Below are 19,583 nucleotides of genomic sequence, written 5' to 3' on the forward strand. Positions count from 1 at the left end.
GATAGTAGGCGATTAACAAATGACAACAGCATGGGCAAGAAAGTTAAACAAAGAGATATAACTGATTGTGGAGCAGCCTGCATAGCTTCCGTTGCTGCCCACTACAAACTAGCTATTTCTGTAGCTAATATAAGGCAACTTGCGAGCACCGATAAAAAAGGGACCAACATACTTGGCCTGTTGGAAGCCGCCGAAAAATTAGGATTTGAGGCAAAAGGTGTAAGAGGATCTTTTGAAAGTTTATTTAAAATACCTAAACCCGCCATTGCACATATAGTAGTTGAAGGAGTTTTACAACATTACGTAGTAATCTACAAGGTAAGCAAAAGATTTGTCGAGGTGATGGATCCCTTGGATGGTATGACTCATAAAAAATCACATGAAGATTTCAAAAAGATCTGGACAGGTGCGCTCGTTCTGTTAATTCCCTCCGAAGCCTTCCAAAAAGGAAAAAAGACGGCCTCCGTGCGAAGTCGATTTTGGAATTTAATGAAACCTCAAACAAGCACACTTATTCAGGTATTATTTGGGGCCATTATATACACTATACTTGGACTCTCCACCGCTGTTTTTGTACAAAAGATTGTAGATTTTGTGTTGGTTGATGGCAATATTAATTTGCTAAACCTTATGAGTATTATGATGATCGTAATATTAGGTTTTCAGCTATTCATAGGAGCAACAAAAACAGTCTTTACGCTAAAAATGGGTCAGATTATTGATTCCCAACTTATCTTAGGCTACTACAAACATCTTTTAACACTCCCTCAAAAATTTTTCGATACCATGCGTGTCGGAGAGGTTATTTCCAGAATAAATGATGCTGTAAAAATAAGAGTGTTTTTAAATGATGTTAGTGTAAATTTCCTCGTAAACATCTTCATTGTTACCTTTTCATTTCTGATGATGTTCACATATTATTGGAAGTTAGGTCTACTTATGCTTACCGTCATTCCACTGTATCTTTTAGTATATTTCATTGCCAATAAGCTCAACAGAAAAGTGCAGCGAACACTTATGGAAGATTCCGCAGAGCTGGAATCTCAATTAGTAGAAAGCCTGAATGCGGTTCGTACCATCAAACAATTCGGCGCTGAATCTTATGCGAATGAAAAAACCGAAACTAGATTTGTCAAATTATTAAAAACAGGTTATCAATCAAACCTAAACACACTTTTTGCTAGTACTTCATCTGAATTCATATCCCGCTTAATCACCATTGCTCTCCTATGGGTAGGGGCTACCTATGTATTAAAAAATCAAATCACACCTGGAGAACTTTTATCGTTTTATACACTTATCAGCTATTTTACGACACCTGTCACTGCTTTAATAAACATGAATAAGACGGTGCAAGATGCTGCTATTGCCACTGATCGATTATTTGAAATTTTAGATCTTGAATGTGAAGAGGATAATAGCGATATCGAACTGACTAAAGACAAAATAGGTGATATTCAATTTAAAAATATATCTTTTAGATATGGAAGCCGAGCGAATGTTTTTGATGATTTGTCTCTCAATATACAAAAAGCAAAATTTACGGCAATCGTCGGCGAAAGTGGTTCAGGGAAATCAACACTCATTTCCATTTTGCAACATATTTATCCCGTACAAGGGGGAACGATAACTATTGGAAAATATGATCTAAAGCATATTAAAAATGCTTCTCTACGGCAAATCGTTTCTGTTGTACCACAACATATTGACTTGTTTTCAGGGAATGTTGCATCAAATATTGCGCTTGGCGATTATACTCCCGATATGCAAAGAATTATTGATATTACTACTCAACTCGGAATAATTGACTTCATTGAATCTTTACCTCAAGGATTCTACACAAACATCGGCGAAAATGGTTTATCCCTATCTGGTGGTCAACGACAACGAATTGCGATTGCACGAGCGCTGTATCGTAACCCTGAAATATTAATTTTAGATGAAGCTACCTCCTCTTTGGACTCCACTTCAGAAAAATTTGTTTTAAATACGATCGATCATTTAAAAAGAGATAACAAAACAATTATTGTCATAGCGCATAGGTTAAGTACCTTATATAATGCCGATAAAATTATTGTATTAGATAAAGGAAAAGTAATTGAACAAGGAACCCATCAAGAATTGCTTTTGACGGATAATTCTATGTATTCAAATTTATGGAAGCTGCAATCGCAACAATTAATTCTTAAGAATTGATCACTGTCAAAGATCAAGTTATTTTATAACTATTTTTGCTTATTGGATTAAAATTGGCTCATCAACTATAGGTTTTTGCATTTTCTTGCGTAATATTTTATTCTTCCACCTCATAAAAGGGTGTTCTATTATACGATTTAGTAATAAAGCAACCAAAATGGAGATAAAGGCACAAATCAAAACGCGCCAATTACTATTGCTCGGAATGCCTAAATGATCAAGCGGTCTTTGCAAGAGATGATTTAAAAATTTATGACATAGGTAAACGCCATAAGAAAGGGCGGCGATAAGGGTACTTAGTTTCCATCTGAGACGGTATAAAAAACAAGATGGACACAACACCGCAAGCACCATGAAGCCATATGATACAGCGATCAGCGGATATCCAATTAGCGTCGGCCAAAAATCTAACCTATCATTTTTCAAGAAAAAATAAGCTATTGTAATTAATATTACTCCTACTATAAATAACCTATTCCCCCATTTTGCCAATCGCTTCTTTACTTCTGGATAGAAAGTTAAAAGAGCCGCAATGCTAACACCCACTAATAAACCATCCAAACGATTGTATGTCGGGTAATACACCCATTTATTATAAGTAACAAATCTACCTTCAGTTATACCGTGATCATAATATGGTTTCATAAAGTAAAGCCAACTTAAACCTCTCACTATTGCGCAGGACAGAAACAAAGCAACTAAGATATAAACTGCTTTTTTTTGATATTTCCCACTTAATACAGCGGTTATTGTTAGTGGTAACAGTAAATAAAACTGTTCTTCGATGCAAAGTGACCAAGCATGTGAAAAGGTGCCTTCGTTTCCAAAATCGAGATCGAAATTTTGAGTGAACGTCATAAATTGCCAAAAGGGAGCTATACCATCCCGTTCTCGAACGGTGGGAAACAGGAAATAAATAAATACAACAAAAAAATATGCCGGCAGGATACGAAAGAACCGGCTAATATAGAAGTGTTTAAAGTTGATAGTATGATCATGCTTTACCTGCCGGAATAATTGCTCGCCAATTAAATAACCGCTAAGCACAAAGAAAAGGTCTACGCCTGTCCACCCAAACAAACCAACTACATCCACCCATTGTGGACGTTCATAAGCTCTATAATGACACAAAAAAACCAAGATAATTGCAATAGCCCTTAAGTGGTCCAAGCCAGCCAAGTGCTTTCCCTCTGTGTCAGTTAATTTTTTCCAGTACAACATCAAATCATTTATAAATGGTCTTCATACTTATTAATCGTAAATACGACATGCAATTTAACCTTTAGAAATTAATCAAGCAAGACATATACTTTTATTATGTATTTATAGATGTAACACTATCCTTTTGTACTTTATCGTTATATTAGCATAATATGAGTAATGTAACTATAAAGACATTTTTAAAAAACAGCTAGTCCTAACTATATAAGAAAAACAAATGAAAATGCCCGTGTCTTTAGTATTATCTAGTGGTGGTGCGAGAGGGATCGCTCACATTGGTGCTATCAAAGTGTTGGAGGAACAAGGATATAAAATTAATTCCATTGCCGGCTCATCTATTGGTAGCCTTATAGGCGGCTTACATGCAATGGGAAGATTAGACGATTTTACTGATTGGTTACAGACATTAACGAAACGAGATGTTTTTAACCTAATGGACTTTACGTGGAGTAGTGCAGGTGTCATGAAAGGAGAACGTGTTTTTAATAAAATAAAATCATTTATACCTGATATGCTTATTGAAAATATGCCTATCCCATTTGCTGTAGTATCAACGGATATTTTACATCATCGAGAAATTGTATTTACCACAGGCAGCTTTTTTGACGCTGTTAGGGCTTCTATTGCTATTCCTGGTGTATTCACTCCCGTAAATTATATGGATAACACACTTGTAGATGGCGGTGTGGCTAACCCTCTCCCTCTTAACCATCTTCAGCACGCCCATGCTAAGCCTGTAATTGCGATAAATCTAAATGCACCTGAAGAAGACGAATTTTCTTTGCTTAAGGCGAGCAACAAGTACGGTGGCTACCTCACAATGACGCAAAAGGCCGTACTCACCATGTTAGGAAAAATAACAGAGCTATCCATTGCCCTATATAAACCCGATATAGTGGTTGATATTCCAAGAAACGTTGTGGGAATATGGGATTATCACAAAACAGAACTTCTCGTTGAAGTAGGCAGACAGAGGACGTTAAAAGCGTTGATAGATTACAAAAAACAGCTAGCGGCCTCTTAATGCGGGGCCTAATATACTCAAAATCGTACTATTAAAATGGAAAAATTAGAGGTTTGGATGCGTGGTCCTATCAAAGATATACCCGATCTTTTACAACCCGTAGCACATGCGCTTTTGCAGGTAGACGAAGAATTATTTGCATTATTTGAGAATTTTCCAAGAGAAAGACTGTGGTTACGCCCAATGGGATTGGCCTCTATTGCATTTCACCTTCAGCATATTCCTGGGGTTATTGATCGAATGCTCACTTACGCAGCGCAAAATCCCTTATCCGAAGAACAACTCCGCTATTTAGAGCTGGAAGGAAAAAAGGACGATCGCATTGATGGTATATATTTATTAAACCGCTTACATCAACAGATAATAGTCGCTATAGAGACGTTAAAGAACACAAAAGAAACAGCATTGTCAGCGCATCGGACACTCGGTAGGAAAAAAATTCCAACCACATTAATAGGCCTTTTATTTCATGCGGCAGAACACGCACAAAGGCATGTTGGCCAAGCTATTGTTACAAGAAAAATTGTATTAGCGGATCATCACACTAATTCCGAATGATATCAGTATCAGGAGGCACGCAACCTTGAAACCGGCACATAGTCATGATTTGCCCCTTATGATGAAATTCATGGGTAATCACATGGGTGAAAATTTTTATCGCTCCTAAGCATATCTTTTGCCCACCTAATAATCTTCCATGAAATTCATTGGATTCATATCTGTTTTCCAAAAACGTTAAAAATCGATCAACAATTTTATCAACCTGATCATAAATTTTAAAAATATCAATAATTTTACTTACTTTGCCCACATCCCAGTACATATGCGTTTCCTTTAAAGCGAAAATAGTAAGCCAGTATACATATGTATTAGCGGTATGAATTAATAAATCACAAGGAGATTTGTTATCAAATAGTGCCACAGAATCCTTGAACTTAGCCTCCAAATTTTCCTCTATAAATACGAGCATTACCTTTCTCGCCCGCACAATCTCTTCATACTGTTTTACAAATATATCTTCCATAATCAAAAAAATTATTCGCTCATATAGGCGGATTTAGCAGTAATGTACTGTATTACAAAAGGATATTTAACCTTTAAAGATACCCATAAATTGACAAATATGATTAAATATAATCCATTCTTCTTTATACTTACCGGAGGCCCAGGATCTGGTAAAACATCTCTTTTAGAAGAACTTAAAGAGAGAGGCTATACAATCGTTCATGAAACAGGTAGAACTGTTATACAGCAACAGGTAGCAATCAATGGAGACGCTTTGCCATGGAAAGACACCCGACTTTTCGCACAACAAATGTTAGCTTCTGATATAAGCAATTACCTTCTTCACGATGGTGCTACAAGCATTATCATATTTGATCGAGGTATTCCTGATGTATTAGGATATGCTTCACTAAGCGAAATAGATCAAGTTGTTCCTTATAGAAAACAGGCGAGTCAGTTTCTGTATAACAAATATGTATTTATATTGCCTCCCTGGGAAACCATTTATGTAAATGATAATGAACGAAAACAGGATTTTACAGTGGCCACTAAAACCCATAAAGTCATGTATGAAACATATAAGAAACTTGGATATCATTTAATTGATCTTCCAAAGGTCAGCGTTAGTAAAAGAGCCGATATCTTGATAAAAATAGCCGAATCGATCATAAAAACAAAAGGCCTCTAACCGGGGAGATTAGAGACCTTTAACCAATTATAAACCTAAATTATGATGGTACAAATATAAGGGCTGCGCCTCTGAACACCAAATATCCATCAATATTTAACAATGTTTTAACATTTACTCAAGCACAACGGCTGTTCCACTGGCCGTCACCATTAACATACTACCTCCACTCCCTACCGTTTCATAGTCCAGATCAACTCCAACAACTGCATTGGCGCCCAATGATGACGCGTATTGTTGCATCTCAAACACTGCAGTATCTTTTGCTTCACGTAGTACTTTCTCATAAGAGCTCGATCTACCACCTACAAAATCTCGAATCCCTGCAAAAATATCTCTAAAGAAATTGGCTCCAATAATGGTTTCACCACTTACCAGTCCTATATATTTTACTATTTTTTTGCCTTCAACATTAGGCGTTGTCGTTACTAGCATACTTTTTCCTTTTTGAAGTTAGATGAGGCAATCTTTTTAATTGTTACATGTTATTTTAAAAAAAAAGTGTCATCCTTTCTTTATCTGGATGACACCTTTGTTTTTTTGAAAATTTACTTATTTAAAGGCTAATTTTTTTTGCTTCCTGTAGTTTTCCTGCATAGTAAATGGCCGCTTTCTCATTTTTAGAATTGCTTTCCAGTAACATTTTTTGCGACTCTTCTATTTTGCCTGCTAACTTTTCGAGGGAGGGTGTACTTTCTTCGTTAAGCTGTTTTTTGCACTTTGCCTTAAGATATTTAAGCTGGCGTGCATGCTCTTGTAACTCTCTCTGCATATTGTTAGCTAATGCTTTTTGTTCCTTCAATTCGGCTGCTGCACGATTTTTATGTTTACGAGCATACTCTTTCTTTAGTCGTTGAACGGCCTTTTCAGATTCGGCATTAGTTTTGCCATTATTTGTATCATTATTCAGCAAGCCATAAAAATATTCGTAATCTTTGTCTATCTCGGTATGATTTCCTTTAGAATTACGGATCGCCTGTTGTGCTGTTTTAAATTGGGACTGTAACATTTCCAAATTATAAAGTTGCACTTCTATTTTCTGTTTTAATTCTTCTTCATAATTGGTGTTTGTTTTTGTATTTGCTACCGTAGCGGTCGCACTTAATTTATTACTTAACGTACTACCATTGGCCTGTGCACTTACTAAGGATGTACCTAAAAGTGCGGCAATTAATAAAGTTTTCATTTCAATAATTTTTAATGATTCCTTCTTAATTATCGAAGGAATCGATCCCATTTAATTAATTCTTTATATTTGTTGCCGGCCGGGCATTATAAGCGTATAACGAATCTTTATCTCCTCTCTAAGCTGTTACGCTTTTATACATAAGACGTCACTATCAGAAAAACGTTGCAAGTTTTAGTTATTTTTTTCGTACTTTTCTACCAACGGTATGTTTTTCCCTACCAACCCCTCAGAAGAATCTTCCTAATTTTTTAAAGTGATTTAATATTTATGTTTATTAGTAATTAATGATAGCTCTCTAAGAGGAGCATATAAGATATTTTACAGACCTTTCGATTTGAAATACGAACAAATATCCTTATGTTTGGGTTATAAACTTAAAACAATCGAGATACATGTTCAAGCAAAAAGTTGTCCTTTTATTAGCCATGATGGTAACAGGAACACTCGTACATAGCCAATCTTTAACAGAAAAAAAATTACTAAAAACCGTAGATGAACTTCGGCAAGCTATGCTTAATGGCAACAGAAAAGCGTTGGACGCTATTGCAGCCGATAATCTAAGCTATTGGCATTCTGGAGGAAATTTAGAAGATAAAGCGACCTTTATTGAAAGTTTAGCAAGTGGTAAGTCGGATTTTGTTACACTTGATTTGACAGATCAAACTACGACGATATCGAATGATGTAGCTACCGTACACCACATATTAACAGCTAAAACGAATGATGGCGGAAAACCTGGTAATGTAAGAATAGGCGTATTGCTTGTATTTCAAAAGTACGGTGAAGATTGGAAATTATTTGCACGACAAGCTTTCAAATTACCAACACAATAAATCAAAATAGTGTTTGCTGATTGATGTAATGGAACCCTTCTTTAAGTTGTCCGGTCCTAAATAAATTGACATGCTCATGGGCTCTTCTAGTAGGTTCTAATAATCGATATTTTCCCATACAGTGCTTGGCAATTTGTAAACATTCATCAAAATCCATATTATTTCCGGGTGAGACAAATACCGGACTAACTTTATCTTTAGTGCGTAATACGAAACCTAAAAGTTCATCCTTTGCTCGAAGTGTCGCATAAGCCCCTTTTAGCAAAGGGGGTTCTTCATATTTACCATAAAGTTTCTTTTTGGCGCACCCCATTGTTGGTATGGACACAAGTGTCCCAAAATGCGCTGCTATCCCCATTCTTCTTGGATGGGCTATACCATGCCCGTCTACCATAATAATATCTGGTTTTAATTCAAGTTGATCTAACGCCATCATTAAGGCCGGAATTTCCCTAAAAGCTAAATAGCCTGGAACGTACGGAAAAGTTGTTTTGCTTTTAATTAATGAATAAGCTATCGGTGTAAGTGTTTGATAATCTAGCAAAACAATACCAGCGTAAATCACCTCACTAAATCGATTGAGAGAAATATCTGCACCACCTATAATATGTATCTCTTTTTTTAGGGAAGAAATATTTAAATTTTCCCTTAATCGTTTCTGAATGGAAGTTGCCTCAACTATGCTCAATGAATCATAAAAAGAAGGAGAAATTTGCATCTTAGTTAAACAGACAAAGTTGCGTATTTGTTTCTTTTGGGCGAGTAGACCTACCATATACCGTACGCCCTCCGTATTTCCATGAATCGGCTCTTTCTCGCGCTATCACTTCTTCAAGATTGTTGTTTGGCACAAATGATCGTTCTCTTTCTAAAGAGACTTTCGCTAGGTTTTTAATTGCTTCCGACTTCTCTCTAAATCCAATTTTTGCTTTTTCTAACGCTTTCTGCAATACCATTATTGCCTCGTCGTAAGTATTAGTAGGTACTGGAAAAGGATGACCATCCTTCCCGCCATGTGCAAAAGAAAACCGGGCAGGGTCATCAAATCTACTTGGCGTACCATGAATAATTTCACTAACAAGTGTAAGCGACTGAATCGTTCTCGGACCAACCCCCTCTAACAACAATAATTGCTCTATAGTATTAATATCTCGTTCCTGCGCTAATGTCAATATAGCTCCTAACCTTTTTAAATTAACATCTTTAGTCGAAACTTCGTGATGATTTGGCATAATAATGCTTCTTGCCTCCTTAAGTATATATGCCGGGTCTTCCCTACTTATTGCCAAAATCCCTTGTTGTGTACTGCTGGCTTTCCTATCGGTAAGATTCAGTATTTGTCCTTGATTTTGACCATAAATAAAACTATGTGGCTCCTCTACGAAGGATTTTATTTGTTGAGAATGCCAATGGTAACGTCTTGCCATTTTACTTTTTGTATTCATACCTTGCTGAATAACGGACCAGTCGCCATCTTTACTTAAAATGAAAGAGTGTAAATAGAGCTGAAAACCATCCTGTATAGCTGTGTTATCAACTTTTGCTGCTAGCTTGCTATTTCTAACCAGTATATCACCATTAAGTCCAATTTGGTTAGCTATTTTAATAAGCTCATTTGGTGTTTGTAGCGAATGTTTACCCCTACCTCCACATATATAAATGCCCAACTCGGTTGAACGTCTGTTTATCGAGCTTTTTAAAGCTCCCATCACAGACGTGGTAATACCGGAAGAGTGCCAGTCCATCCCTAAAACACAACCTAAAGACTGAAACCAACAGGGATCGCTCATTTTGCTTAAAAGTGCTTGCCTCCCATATTCTATAATAATTGCTTCAACAATTGCCCCTCCCAATGAACTCATCCTTTGTGCCAACCATTTGGGAACATGTCCATAATGCAAGGGTAAATCAGCATGGCCATTTCTCATAATAAATCAAATAAACGAAAGCAATTTACTAAAAAAAATAGCAAATATAAAATTGTTATTTTTATTTTTATATTGCACCATTCAACTATCTATGTATAAAAAATAAATAATTTACATCAACTAGTAAGAAGATTTATCTAAATGAAATTATTAACCACGTTATTCTTTAGTGCAGCTGTTTTTCTTTCTTTAAATAAGATACAAGCGCAGCAAAAACCAGTCTTAAAATTAAACCATATTGCCATTTATGTGGAGAACCTAGAGAAAAGTACTTCTTTTTACAAAGATGTATTACAATTAGCTGAGATCCCTGAGCCCTTTCACGACGGTTTACATACTTGGTTTACCCTTGGGGGAGCTGGAAACCTACACCTCATCCAAGGAGCCAAACATGGGGTCGAAAGAGAAAAAAACGACCATCTTTGTTTCAGTATCGAAGATATCGAAGCATTTATAAAAAATCTTCAGAAACACAGCGTAACATATTTTGATTGGCCAGGAAATAAAGGTAAGGTTACTACGCGAGTGGATGGCGTACATCAAATATATTTCCAAGATCCTGATGGTCATTGGATTGAAATTAACGATGAAGCCTAGGTTACTGTTAGTTATTTGTTATTGGTTGTTCGTTATTAGCTAGGACTCAAACAAGAAAGTCAGTACAACAAAAAGGCCAATTAGCTTTTGACTAATTGGCCTTTTTTATATCAACTAATTATTATTAATGTCCTCCTGCTATTGGCCCCACATGTTCGATATTTTTAAACTTTTTAGAGCAATAAATCCCAAAAACAAAAATATAAATGTAACAAACAATAGGCAATATTAACGACAATTGAACGCCAATCTGATCAGCCAATGCACCTTGTATAACTGGTATAATTGCTCCTCCAAGGATTGCCATAACAAGCAGGGATGAGCCCTGGCTAGTATACTTCCCTAAGCCAGCAATAGACAAGGTGTAAATATTCGAGAACATAATGGAATTAAAGATACCTATTCCCAAGATCGAATACATCGCGTACGCGCCCGTATTTATTGTACTTGAAGCAAGCAATAGTACATTTATACCGGCAAATATAGCCAAAGTTCTAGCTGGGGCAGCTTTACCGATCAAGAAACCTGCTAAGTTTAGTACAATAAATATCAAAAAGAAACTGACCTGGTCAAAAGTTAATTCCACTAAACTAAAAATTAACAGGAATACCAATGTAGCCGTTCCGATCATATAGATGATTTTCTTGCTAAAATTAATGTTGTGATTTAAATAAATAGCACCTAAGAACCTGCCAATCATTGCTCCTCCCCAGTATAAAGCAAGGTAGTTTTTACTTACAGATTCTGTCAGTCCCATTATTTGCTCTTGTTCCAAAAAGCTAATGATAAAGCTACCGATAGCTACTTCAGCACCAACATAGCAGAATATACCTAAGACGCCTAAACGTAAATGCACAAACTTTAATGCGCCCAAGCCCTTCACTTCTTTCTCTTCTTCTGACATTTCAAAGGACGGTAGTTTAACAGCCGAAATAAACACGGCTACCAACAATAAGATTCCCGCGAAAATAATATAGGGGATACGTGTTGCTTGTGGACTAATAGTACCACCATTAGAGAAAAATTCGAAAATCAAATGTCCGCCTAAAACGGGTGCAATAGTAGTACCTAAAGAGTTAAATGCCTGCGTCAAATTTAGTCGACTTGAGGCACCGTTTTCTGGGCCTAATAGAGAGACATAGGCATTTGCAGTGATCTGCAAAATTGTAAATCCTAGTCCAAGAACAAACAAAGCCGTTAGAAACAATCCATACAAGGAAGAAGTAGCTGCTGGCCAGAATAATACACAACCAAAGGCTGATAATATAATTCCTGCGATGATTGACTTCTTATAGCCAATCTTATTGACAGGATCACCCCATTTAGAGGAGATTATAAAATAAGCTAACGATCCTATGAAATAAGCCCCAAAAAAACAAAACTGAACCAACATGGATTCAAAGAAGGTCAGATTGAATAACTGCTTAAGATAAGGAATAAGAATATCATTCATGCAGGTAATGAACCCCCACATAAAAAATAATATTGTTAAGGTGATTAGCGGTATAACATATCGCTGGTTGTTCGAGGTGGTTTGGATATTGCTCATGAAAATACGTTTAATATAGCCTACATTCAATCTTAGTTGAAAGTACGGCACGAATATACATTTTTGAATTTAAAAAAAATTCAATTATGCCTAATATATCAATTTAAAACGTATTAGCAGATCTATTTTGACTGAAATTGCGAGCCCTGAATCGCACCGCGTCGCTCCAGTTCTTTATCAATATATGTTTGGATACTGGATTTGCCCAGCCCCCAATTAGGAGCAATCAATAACTCCTGATCTGCCAAACCAAAAAGACGTTGTATAATAATATCCGGCCTAAGAAGGGGAATAAAAGCACATAAAAACTCGGTGTACTCTTCTAAGCTAAATACATGAAATGGATTTCTTTTATACTGCACCCCCATAATCGATCCTTCAACAATATGGAGGTGATGTAGTTTAATGAATTTAATCTGAGGAAACCTATTGATTTCGTCAGCATATTTTAGCATCATTTCTTTCGTTTCCCAAGGAAAACCAAAAATAGTATGAACACAAATATCTAAAGAGCTATTTTGAACTAAGTTAAGTGCTTTTTCTAATTCTCCGTGTGAACAACCTCTGTTAATTTTCTGGAGTGTTTCATCATAAATAGATTCCATGCCCATCTCTAAGTCAACATCGTATCTATCTGAATAGCTCTCTAAAAGTGCTATTTTTTCAAAATCAATACAATCTGGCCGTGTTCCAACAGAAAGGCCAACTACATGCTCTGGAGCAATGCTTAACGCCTCATCATACATCGCTTTCAGGTAATGTACCGGTGCATAAGTATTCGTATTCGGTTGGAAATAAATTACAAATTTCTCTGCACGATAACCATTAACTGCTCGCTCTATTCCCTGTTCCACCTGTTCACGTATAGTAGGCAGTTTCCGCGCACTGTCGGGTGTAAAAGAGTCTACATTACAATAGGAACAGCCACCAAATCCCTTGCTTCCGTCACGATTTGGACAAGTAAAATTACCATCTACGATAATTTTGAAAACCCGCTTATCATGATACTTTTTCTTAAGGTATGCACCATAATGGTTATAGGGTTTAACGCCCGAATCTAGTAATGTAGCCATAATTCCTGCAAAGGTAACTATTTGGAATTATAATAAACAATCAACTAGCTAAACTGTTAAGATAGTGATAGTCAATTCCACTAACGATAATCGGAAGTCGATATGAAAAAAGGACAAAAAGTAACTGGTACACAAGATGCCGGAAAAAATGTTTTTATGGGAGGTTCCACCTCTGATAAATCGTTTAAAGATCAAAAAATACTTAAAAGACATCAAGGGCTGCCTAACGCTGGGGGTCGTTCTCCAGATTCAGGAGCGAGAACAGACAATGAAAAGAACAAAAATTAATTAACCTTATTTATCCACAAGATCAAGTAAGCCAAGCTCCTTTACTAAAAGGAGTGATTATTTACTAAATTTGCCGTTAGTTCCAACTATCAAACAATAATGGCAAGAAAAACGCAAAGACAGACGGGGAGTATTAACGATATAAAATGCTCTTCGAAGAAGTATTCTATTAAAGATAATAATCCCCGTCCATTAGATACTTTATTATCCACTTCACACCTAAGAAAATAAGCTTAAAGATGAACGCTTTAATAATTGGCTGTGGTTGGGTGGGTACTATTTTCGCGAAAGAACTTCACCGCTTAAACTACGAAGTGCACGGCACAACTACATCCGCTGAAAAAGCTTACCGAATGGCTTCTGTCGGAATGATTTCGTATGTTTTAGATTTCTCTCAGGAACATCCCCCACTAGACCATATTTTGACTTCTATTAATTTCGACCTTATCTTAGTGAGTGTACCGGCAAAGAAAATAGAGACATATACTAGCTGTTCAGCTAAATTTGAAAGATTAAGCACTTTTCTTCAGACATTAAAAAGTAACTGCGTCATTTATTTGAGCTCCGTTGGCATTTACCCTGCTTTGAACAAAATTATCCATGAATATACCGTTCCTGCAGATCAACTAGATACAAAGTTATATCATGCAGAATTTATACTTTCCTCTAAATTGGAAAAGCTAAATATTCTACGATTGGGCGGCATCTTTGGCGCTGATAGAATTCCAGGCAAACATTTTAGTGGCAAGGTATGTAAAGTAGGCAACCAACCTGCCAATTATATCCATGTGGACGATATTTGCAATATACTGCTCACACTCCGCAAACAGGAAATACAGAGAGAAATACTTAACGCTGTGTCACCATCACATCCATTAAAAGCAGCTATTATTAGCGCGATGGTTGCTAAATACGGTTTCTCGCCACCTATAGCATTTGAGGATACGGAAGCGGAAGAGCAGAAAAAAATAGTTTCATCGGAGAAGCTTATAAAACGATTAAATTACACCTTCCTATACAAATCACCTACAGACTATTAAGCATCGTTTTATTTCATACCAAACGCGCTTAATACAGCCTTACCCCTCCAAGATTGTGGTGTATCTAATCCTAATATCCAAGCGATGGTGGCGGCCGTATCATACGTAATGATTACATCTTTTATCTCATGTCCTTTTTTTATTCCAACGCCATTTATCACCCATGGAATCTGCACTTCATCTAGTGATTTTCCACCATGCCCTTTATCTTTCCCTCCATGATCGGCAGACAATATGATGATTGTTTCATCCGCTATCCCAGCGGCTTTTACAGCATTTACTATTTCTCCTATCCGCTGGTCTACTTCCTTAAGTTTAGTATAATAAGCAGGTGTTCTATGCCCTATTTCATGCCCAGTATGATCTGGTTCATCGAAATGAATAAAGGTAAATAAAGGCTTCTCTTCTTGGATCACTTTGACGGCCTCTTTCAAGCAAAGATCCTCATTATCATTCGTAGGAATAACCTTTGTGATCGCATCTTTTTCGATTAGGTGTCCTATTCCAGGCCAGCTATATACCGCAGCAGTTACTGACTGTTTTTTTTGCTGCCTGATTACGCTAAAGATACTGGGGAACAGCTTATATGTTGTAGTATCCGCTGACGGAATTTCAGGTGTTTTACTTCCCCATTCTGTATAACCGTGTAATGTGGGGCTGGCTCCCATCAACATGGAAGCCCAATTGACTGCACTGGAAGATGGCAGAACAGAACGTGCTTTTAGAGACCATGCGCCTGTTTCCATTAATTTTTTAAGATTGGGCATGTCAGCTTCAGGCAAGGCGTAAGCACCAAAACCGTCGCATCCAATGAGAACAATATGTTTTGCCTTGCTCACCTGAGCATTTATCGGTAATGCTATAGCGAGCAAAAATAATGTATAAAGGAGTTTTCTCTTTGAGACGATGTTAAGATATTCTCTAATCTGTACCATATTCCTAGCTAAGCTAATTGTCTTACTTAAATACGTTAATGACGCTAATCTAATACTTTAATATTACTTAACAAAGTTTATTATATTTAAAATTAAACACAACCGATTGCTTAAAATTTATGGCAAAAAAAAGCCTAAAAGTGAATTTCTTTTAGGCCTCTCTTCAATAAAATATTTAATATTATCTTCCTCCGTGAATCCATTTAAAGCTATAATGTTTTTCGGGGTTTTTCATACGGTCAGCTATGCGAAGTAAGCGATCAGGTAATCGCATTAAGTAATCTCGTGCTTTCTCACCCGCTTCGTTCAGATTGGTCATCGCATCCACCTTCCATTCAGTTAACAACTCTTTCATAATATCTACATAATCAACAGCCGTATAAACACCCAACCGTTGAGCAGCATCTGAAAAATGCGAAAACAATTCACTTTGTGGTTCACCAGATTCACGTAAAAAATGTGCAGGCATCACGATCTTCTTTTTCATCATATCTTCAAAAGCGACAAGCACCTCGCTTGCATCCACTTCTGCTGCCTTTGAAATAAATGATATATAAGCTTTTGCATGGCGAGCTTCGTCAGAAGCAATCACTCCACACATTTTAGCTAACAACTTATCTCCAGATTGTTTTGCCAATCCAGCCACTCTTCTATGTGATATATTAGTAGCAATTTCCTGAAAAGAAGTATAAATAAAATTGCGGTAAGGATCCCTGCCGGTACCAATATCAAAACCGTCTCGTAGCAGGTATTGAACAGAAATTTCAAACTGTCTCATATCTACCCTTCCGGATAAGAATATGTATTTATTAAGTAGATCACCGTGGCGGTTTTCCTCGGCAGTCCAAGCTCTCACCCATTTCATCCAGCCCCCCTGTTCGTGCTTTTCTACATCATCAACCATCGTCAACCACGATTCGTAGGTTGGCAACGCTTCTTCAGTGACCGTATCCCCAATTAATACCGCCACTAAATCATACGGTAACTCTTTTGCGCTGTCCTGTAGATCCTTAATCTCTTGAAAAAATGTATCTCTTGAAGCATCTGGCAAGAAATCAGCAGGCTGCCACATTTCTTCAACAGGCTTTAAGTACTCACTCATCTCATTGAGCATGTACGGCTCAAGATAGCTCATCACTTCTTTTCTCGATCCCTCGTGTATTGGTTGCATGGTATTTTCCATATATAGTGACAAATATAAGTATATGGATATAAAATAACGATTGACCTATCAACTTACATTTTAAACAATATACCTATTTTAAAAATCAACAATCTATCTGTCAATATGTTGTATGAAAAAATCAGTTTCGCTTAAAATTAAAAAGTGTAGAATATCATTTTTTTATTCCTAAAATTGGCCCTTCTTATAAAAATCAACTCGGCTGTCATCTCAAAAAGCTATGTTCATTAAGCAAAGATCAGCAAGTAGCTATCATTTTAATTTGCTAATATTCAAAACTGGCCTGTATGATTTAGGAATAGGTTGCTTTACGTTTTTTTCTGCATGAAGTTTATCTCGCATTTCAATACTCGATAGTTTTTTTTCCTTTTCTGCAATTGTTTTTTTGTTCTTTTTACCTTTTTTTCTTTTTCCCCACCAAATTATGAAACCCGTTATGGGCAAACTAGCACCTATTAGTGATGCGAAGAAAGCTATTACTTTTCCAGGTAGACCTAAAATGGAGCCTACATGGATGTCATAATTCATTTTTCGTAACTTAACGCCGAAGGAAGCATTTTCAAAATTGGCGCCGTAAACTTCGTGTGCAGGCATTTTCGCTAATGTATGTTGATCAAAAGAATAAGCTACATGATCGTAATATTTACCGGCGCTCGGATAGATCGTAATATTAATGAGCGACTTTGCTTTGCTTGTGTCCGGGAAATTGTAATAAAAACCTTCTGCGTCTGGATGTTGTGATAGCACTTTATTCCAAGCTAAGTCCATTGCTTTTTGAGGCGTATAATGTTTTCCTAATTGAAGTGAATCAGATTCATGGCGAGCAAAGTCGGGAATTGATTTTCCGCCAGACGTACTCCAATATAAACCCTTGCTGAACCATTCTATTCCATATACCATACCCGTACAAGCAATAGCAAATACAATGAGTAAAGAATAAAAACCGAGCACATTATGTAAATCATAATTAACGCGCTTAAATGTTCCCTTCCATTTTATTAAGAAACTTTTTTCGCGCGTACTTTTAGTCCACTTTTTTGGCCACCATAAAACCATTCCCGTAATAAGTGTTATCACAAAAATCAATGTACTATAGTTAACAATGGGCCGGCCTATCTCCCATGGTAGCCATAGAAATCGATGCCCATTCAGAATAAATCTAAAAAAATCGACCTCACCTTGTTTTCGCTCATTTACACTGATTATTTCGCCTGAATAAGGATTGATTCTAAGTGAAGTCCCTCCTCTTCGTCCTTCACCAAGTCCAAGATATATTGCTCTTCCTTGTTGATAAGTGGCATATGCCACCTTTTTTTCTGGAAACTTTTCTTGCGCTATCTTCTGAAGTTGCGAAGGCGACAGCACCGGTTTATCTTGATAAGCTATCCTCGTTTCTGGTTCTAAAACATAAGCGGTAATTTCATCCTGAAACACCCAAATACATGCCGTGATACAAACGATCACCATAATGATACCCGTAACGAGGCCCAGCCAAAGATGCAACCAAGCAGAGACACGATAAAAAAGTGATCTAGATGTCGATTTTTTAGGTATGTTATTCATCATACAACAATTGCACGTTACAAAATACTAGTAGTTTAATTTATGAATGGCCGTAATCGTTCCTCCCTCCACTTGCAGCCCTTTTTTTGCGGTTCCCAGATTCGCATCGAACACATAAATATAACTTCCAGCACTCGCTGAGGTAATACCTATATATCCACGTATACCGTCTAACGGTGCGTAATTATTTATTGTCGTTACACTTGTAATATCATCTGGCGTACCAGTAACCCATCTAAAGGTTTTATCCAACACGTCTACAACAGCAAATTTTCGTTTTGATCCAGTGACACTATTGGGTTCAGCGTACATGTTTAAAATAAATTTATTCTCGCCCAAGTAAGTCCAAGCAGCTATATGATGTCCACCAGAAACCTCTTGCACATTGAAAAAATAATTCAGATCAAATGCCGAAGTAGTTCTATTTATACGCACTATTGCAGAAGGATTTTTGGTTGTAACCACCGAATTATTTGTAGCAGCGGCTGGTGAAAATGCATAGACTTCCCCGCTTTCCGTTTCAACCAGTCCGTTATTAAAATATGCACCAATATAACTTGTACGATTATCGCGTATAACCTTTTCCACCTTTAGTTCAGGATAAGAAAGTACTGCTACCCAGCTACTATCAGGATAGGCTGTTCCAAAAGCATCACCGCAGCAACCTTTAATACTCATATAAGGTGCAAACACCTTATTCCCAACCTGCGTTGCCCATGTAAAATGCGCCCGTTCTCCATTTCCTGCCAATTGTACAATATTTATTTGCTCTTCACCAACTACCCTATATTGCCTTGCGTCTACGCGATACATTTGAGAAAACTCATTCCCAGAACGCGGCACTTTCATAAGAAGAATATCATCCTCAACAGGTGCAAACACTTGTACCGTTTCTGATTTAAAATCGGAAACCTTTACAAGCTTGCCGAGCGAATCCATCCGATAGGTTGTAACAGCACCTGGATTTCCTTGCCCATATAATAAGCTGAAGAATCTATTCTTATGCGTAACATAATACCTATAAGACCCATCTTGTTCAATACCGTTGCCTTGTGTGGTAATTTTTCCGTTCTCCAAGTCATCTGCCAACAATAAATAATCGGCAACTCCTTGGGTTCCTACAGGAGTTGCTGTAACCACGAATTTAGACTTACCTGTCAAGACGTCCTCACCATCGTTAATAGTAAAATATTCCAAGGGCTTATCACAGCCAAGTATCGCCACAGCTGCGATCACTGATAAGAAAACTTTATTGATCTTTCTCATGATAT

General features: G+C 37.0%; 20 protein-coding genes. 8 read left to right on the forward strand and 12 right to left on the reverse strand.

Going from position 1 to position 19,583, the window contains the following annotated elements:
- Positions 1–30: 30 nt before the first annotated feature.
- A complete protein-coding gene (locus BMY50_RS09175; protein ID WP_093322605.1) occupies positions 31–2,196 on the forward strand; it encodes a peptidase domain-containing ABC transporter in 2,166 nt (721 codons plus the stop codon).
- 39 nt (positions 2,197–2,235) lie between these two features.
- On the opposite strand, the gene BMY50_RS09180 is transcribed toward BMY50_RS09175, so the two are convergent.
- A complete protein-coding gene (locus tag BMY50_RS09180) occupies positions 2,236–3,417 on the reverse strand; it encodes an acyltransferase family protein (RefSeq protein WP_093322610.1) in 1,182 nt (393 codons plus the stop codon).
- A gap of 223 nt (positions 3,418–3,640) precedes the next feature.
- Between BMY50_RS09180 and BMY50_RS09185 the strand changes: the two genes are divergently transcribed.
- The gene (locus BMY50_RS09185; RefSeq protein ID WP_238383699.1) at positions 3,641–4,441 is read left to right on the forward strand and encodes a patatin-like phospholipase family protein; all 801 of its coding nucleotides are present in this window, start codon (positions 3,641–3,643) and stop codon (positions 4,439–4,441) included.
- A 36-nt stretch (positions 4,442–4,477) separates the two neighbouring features.
- Positions 4,478–4,999: a DinB family protein gene (locus BMY50_RS09190; RefSeq protein WP_093322617.1), complete on the forward strand. Its 522-nt coding sequence runs from the start codon at positions 4,478–4,480 to the stop codon at positions 4,997–4,999.
- Here the strand turns inward: BMY50_RS09190 and BMY50_RS09195 are convergent.
- The gene (locus tag BMY50_RS09195; protein WP_093322621.1) at positions 4,986–5,465 is read right to left on the reverse strand and encodes a DinB family protein; all 480 of its coding nucleotides are present in this window, start codon (positions 5,463–5,465) and stop codon (positions 4,986–4,988) included. The genes BMY50_RS09190 and BMY50_RS09195 overlap by 14 nt on opposite strands.
- A gap of 99 nt (positions 5,466–5,564) precedes the next feature.
- Here BMY50_RS09195 and BMY50_RS09200 point away from each other — a divergent pair, with 99 nt between their 5' ends.
- Positions 5,565–6,134: an AAA family ATPase gene (locus tag BMY50_RS09200; protein ID WP_162276567.1), complete on the forward strand. Its 570-nt coding sequence runs from the start codon at positions 5,565–5,567 to the stop codon at positions 6,132–6,134.
- A 114-nt stretch (positions 6,135–6,248) separates the two neighbouring features.
- Here BMY50_RS09200 and BMY50_RS09205 read toward each other — a convergent pair whose 3' ends face one another.
- Together BMY50_RS09205 and BMY50_RS09210 are read right to left on the reverse strand one after the other, a co-directional pair.
- Positions 6,249–6,569 carry a heavy metal-binding domain-containing protein gene (locus BMY50_RS09205; RefSeq protein ID WP_093322633.1) on the reverse strand — a complete coding sequence of 107 codons (321 nt, stop codon included), beginning with the start codon at positions 6,567–6,569 and terminating at the stop codon, positions 6,249–6,251.
- Between the two features lie 121 nt (positions 6,570–6,690).
- Complete coding sequence (locus BMY50_RS09210; RefSeq protein WP_139202240.1) at positions 6,691–7,320, reverse strand: hypothetical protein; 630 nt, start codon at positions 7,318–7,320, stop codon at positions 6,691–6,693.
- Between the two features lie 395 nt (positions 7,321–7,715).
- Between BMY50_RS09210 and BMY50_RS09215 the strand changes: the two genes are divergently transcribed.
- Positions 7,716–8,156, forward strand: a complete 441-nt coding sequence (locus tag BMY50_RS09215; protein ID WP_093322642.1) for a nuclear transport factor 2 family protein — start codon at positions 7,716–7,718, stop codon at positions 8,154–8,156.
- Between the two features lies 1 nt (position 8,157).
- Here BMY50_RS09215 and nfi read toward each other — a convergent pair whose 3' ends face one another.
- Together nfi and BMY50_RS09225 are read right to left on the reverse strand one after the other, a co-directional pair.
- Entirely contained in the window at positions 8,158–8,874 is a 717-nt protein-coding gene (gene nfi, locus BMY50_RS09220; protein ID WP_093322646.1) for a deoxyribonuclease V, read from the reverse strand.
- A 1-nt stretch (position 8,875) separates the two neighbouring features.
- Positions 8,876–10,084, reverse strand: coding sequence for a DUF763 domain-containing protein (locus tag BMY50_RS09225; RefSeq protein ID WP_093322649.1), 1,209 nt, complete (start codon positions 10,082–10,084; stop codon positions 8,876–8,878).
- 141 nt (positions 10,085–10,225) lie between these two features.
- Between BMY50_RS09225 and BMY50_RS09230 the strand changes: the two genes are divergently transcribed.
- Entirely contained in the window at positions 10,226–10,681 is a 456-nt protein-coding gene (locus BMY50_RS09230; RefSeq protein WP_093322654.1) for a VOC family protein, read from the forward strand.
- A gap of 124 nt (positions 10,682–10,805) precedes the next feature.
- On the opposite strand, the gene BMY50_RS09235 is transcribed toward BMY50_RS09230, so the two are convergent.
- Together BMY50_RS09235 and BMY50_RS09240 are read right to left on the reverse strand one after the other, a co-directional pair.
- Positions 10,806–12,230: a sugar MFS transporter gene (locus BMY50_RS09235; RefSeq protein WP_093322658.1), complete on the reverse strand. Its 1,425-nt coding sequence runs from the start codon at positions 12,228–12,230 to the stop codon at positions 10,806–10,808.
- 122 nt (positions 12,231–12,352) lie between these two features.
- Complete coding sequence (locus BMY50_RS09240; RefSeq protein ID WP_093322662.1) at positions 12,353–13,303, reverse strand: TIGR01212 family radical SAM protein; 951 nt, start codon at positions 13,301–13,303, stop codon at positions 12,353–12,355.
- A gap of 102 nt (positions 13,304–13,405) precedes the next feature.
- Here BMY50_RS09240 and BMY50_RS09245 point away from each other — a divergent pair, with 102 nt between their 5' ends.
- Both BMY50_RS09245 and BMY50_RS09250 read left to right on the forward strand, forming a co-directional pair.
- Positions 13,406–13,591, forward strand: coding sequence for a hypothetical protein (locus BMY50_RS09245; RefSeq protein ID WP_093322666.1), 186 nt, complete (start codon positions 13,406–13,408; stop codon positions 13,589–13,591).
- Positions 13,592–13,830: 239 nt separating this feature from the next.
- Complete coding sequence (locus tag BMY50_RS09250) at positions 13,831–14,631, forward strand: Rossmann-fold NAD(P)-binding domain-containing protein (protein ID WP_093322671.1); 801 nt, start codon at positions 13,831–13,833, stop codon at positions 14,629–14,631.
- 8 nt (positions 14,632–14,639) lie between these two features.
- On the opposite strand, the gene BMY50_RS09255 is transcribed toward BMY50_RS09250, so the two are convergent.
- The 4 genes from BMY50_RS09255 to BMY50_RS09270 all read right to left on the reverse strand — a co-directional run bounded on the left by BMY50_RS09255 (position 14,640) and on the right by BMY50_RS09270 (position 19,578).
- Positions 14,640–15,566 (reverse strand): alkaline phosphatase, encoded by a 927-nt coding sequence (locus BMY50_RS09255; protein ID WP_093322677.1) that lies wholly within the window; start codon positions 15,564–15,566, stop codon positions 14,640–14,642.
- Between the two features lie 181 nt (positions 15,567–15,747).
- Positions 15,748–16,737, reverse strand: a complete 990-nt coding sequence (locus tag BMY50_RS09260) for an acyl-ACP desaturase (protein WP_202907773.1) — start codon at positions 16,735–16,737, stop codon at positions 15,748–15,750.
- A 264-nt stretch (positions 16,738–17,001) separates the two neighbouring features.
- A complete protein-coding gene (locus BMY50_RS09265) occupies positions 17,002–18,315 on the reverse strand; it encodes a PepSY-associated TM helix domain-containing protein (protein ID WP_317040822.1) in 1,314 nt (437 codons plus the stop codon).
- Positions 18,316–18,339: 24 nt separating this feature from the next.
- The gene (locus BMY50_RS09270) at positions 18,340–19,578 is read right to left on the reverse strand and encodes a DUF4374 domain-containing protein (protein WP_093322690.1); all 1,239 of its coding nucleotides are present in this window, start codon (positions 19,576–19,578) and stop codon (positions 18,340–18,342) included.
- Positions 19,579–19,583 lie beyond the last annotated feature (5 nt).

This window comes from Olivibacter domesticus, assembly GCF_900109575.1.
Taxonomy (GTDB): domain Bacteria; phylum Bacteroidota; class Bacteroidia; order Sphingobacteriales; family Sphingobacteriaceae; genus Olivibacter; species Olivibacter domesticus.

What these genes read in the sequence shown, in the direction of transcription:
- BMY50_RS09195 (WP_093322621.1), bottom strand. Translation starts at nt 5,465, where the DNA reads ATGGAAGATATATTTGTAAAACAGTATGAAGAGATTGTGCGGGCGAGA.
- BMY50_RS09270 (WP_093322690.1), bottom strand. Translation starts at nt 19,578, where the DNA reads ATGAGAAAGATCAATAAAGTTTTCTTATCAGTGATCGCAGCTGTGGCG.
- BMY50_RS09255 (WP_093322677.1), bottom strand. Translation starts at nt 15,566, where the DNA reads ATGGTACAGATTAGAGAATATCTTAACATCGTCTCAAAGAGAAAACTC.
- BMY50_RS09175 (WP_093322605.1), top strand. Translation starts at nt 31, where the DNA reads ATGGGCAAGAAAGTTAAACAAAGAGATATAACTGATTGTGGAGCAGCC.
- BMY50_RS09180 (WP_093322610.1), bottom strand. Translation starts at nt 3,417, where the DNA reads ATGTTGTACTGGAAAAAATTAACTGACACAGAGGGAAAGCACTTGGCT.
- BMY50_RS09215 (WP_093322642.1), top strand. Translation starts at nt 7,716, where the DNA reads ATGTTCAAGCAAAAAGTTGTCCTTTTATTAGCCATGATGGTAACAGGA.
- BMY50_RS09235 (WP_093322658.1), bottom strand. Translation starts at nt 12,230, where the DNA reads ATGAGCAATATCCAAACCACCTCGAACAACCAGCGATATGTTATACCG.
- BMY50_RS09205 (WP_093322633.1), bottom strand. Translation starts at nt 6,569, where the DNA reads ATGCTAGTAACGACAACGCCTAATGTTGAAGGCAAAAAAATAGTAAAA.
- nfi (WP_093322646.1), bottom strand. Translation starts at nt 8,874, where the DNA reads ATGCAAATTTCTCCTTCTTTTTATGATTCATTGAGCATAGTTGAGGCA.
- BMY50_RS09265 (WP_317040822.1), bottom strand. Translation starts at nt 18,315, where the DNA reads ATGATGAATAACATACCTAAAAAATCGACATCTAGATCACTTTTTTAT.
- BMY50_RS09210 (WP_139202240.1), bottom strand. Translation starts at nt 7,320, where the DNA reads ATGAAAACTTTATTAATTGCCGCACTTTTAGGTACATCCTTAGTAAGT.
- BMY50_RS09190 (WP_093322617.1), top strand. Translation starts at nt 4,478, where the DNA reads ATGGAAAAATTAGAGGTTTGGATGCGTGGTCCTATCAAAGATATACCC.
- BMY50_RS09250 (WP_093322671.1), top strand. Translation starts at nt 13,831, where the DNA reads ATGAACGCTTTAATAATTGGCTGTGGTTGGGTGGGTACTATTTTCGCG.
- BMY50_RS09230 (WP_093322654.1), top strand. Translation starts at nt 10,226, where the DNA reads ATGAAATTATTAACCACGTTATTCTTTAGTGCAGCTGTTTTTCTTTCT.
- BMY50_RS09240 (WP_093322662.1), bottom strand. Translation starts at nt 13,303, where the DNA reads ATGGCTACATTACTAGATTCGGGCGTTAAACCCTATAACCATTATGGT.
- BMY50_RS09200 (WP_162276567.1), top strand. Translation starts at nt 5,565, where the DNA reads ATGATTAAATATAATCCATTCTTCTTTATACTTACCGGAGGCCCAGGA.
- BMY50_RS09225 (WP_093322649.1), bottom strand. Translation starts at nt 10,084, where the DNA reads ATGAGAAATGGCCATGCTGATTTACCCTTGCATTATGGACATGTTCCC.
- BMY50_RS09260 (WP_202907773.1), bottom strand. Translation starts at nt 16,737, where the DNA reads ATGCAACCAATACACGAGGGATCGAGAAAAGAAGTGATGAGCTATCTT.
- BMY50_RS09245 (WP_093322666.1), top strand. Translation starts at nt 13,406, where the DNA reads ATGAAAAAAGGACAAAAAGTAACTGGTACACAAGATGCCGGAAAAAAT.
- BMY50_RS09185 (WP_238383699.1), top strand. Translation starts at nt 3,641, where the DNA reads ATGCCCGTGTCTTTAGTATTATCTAGTGGTGGTGCGAGAGGGATCGCT.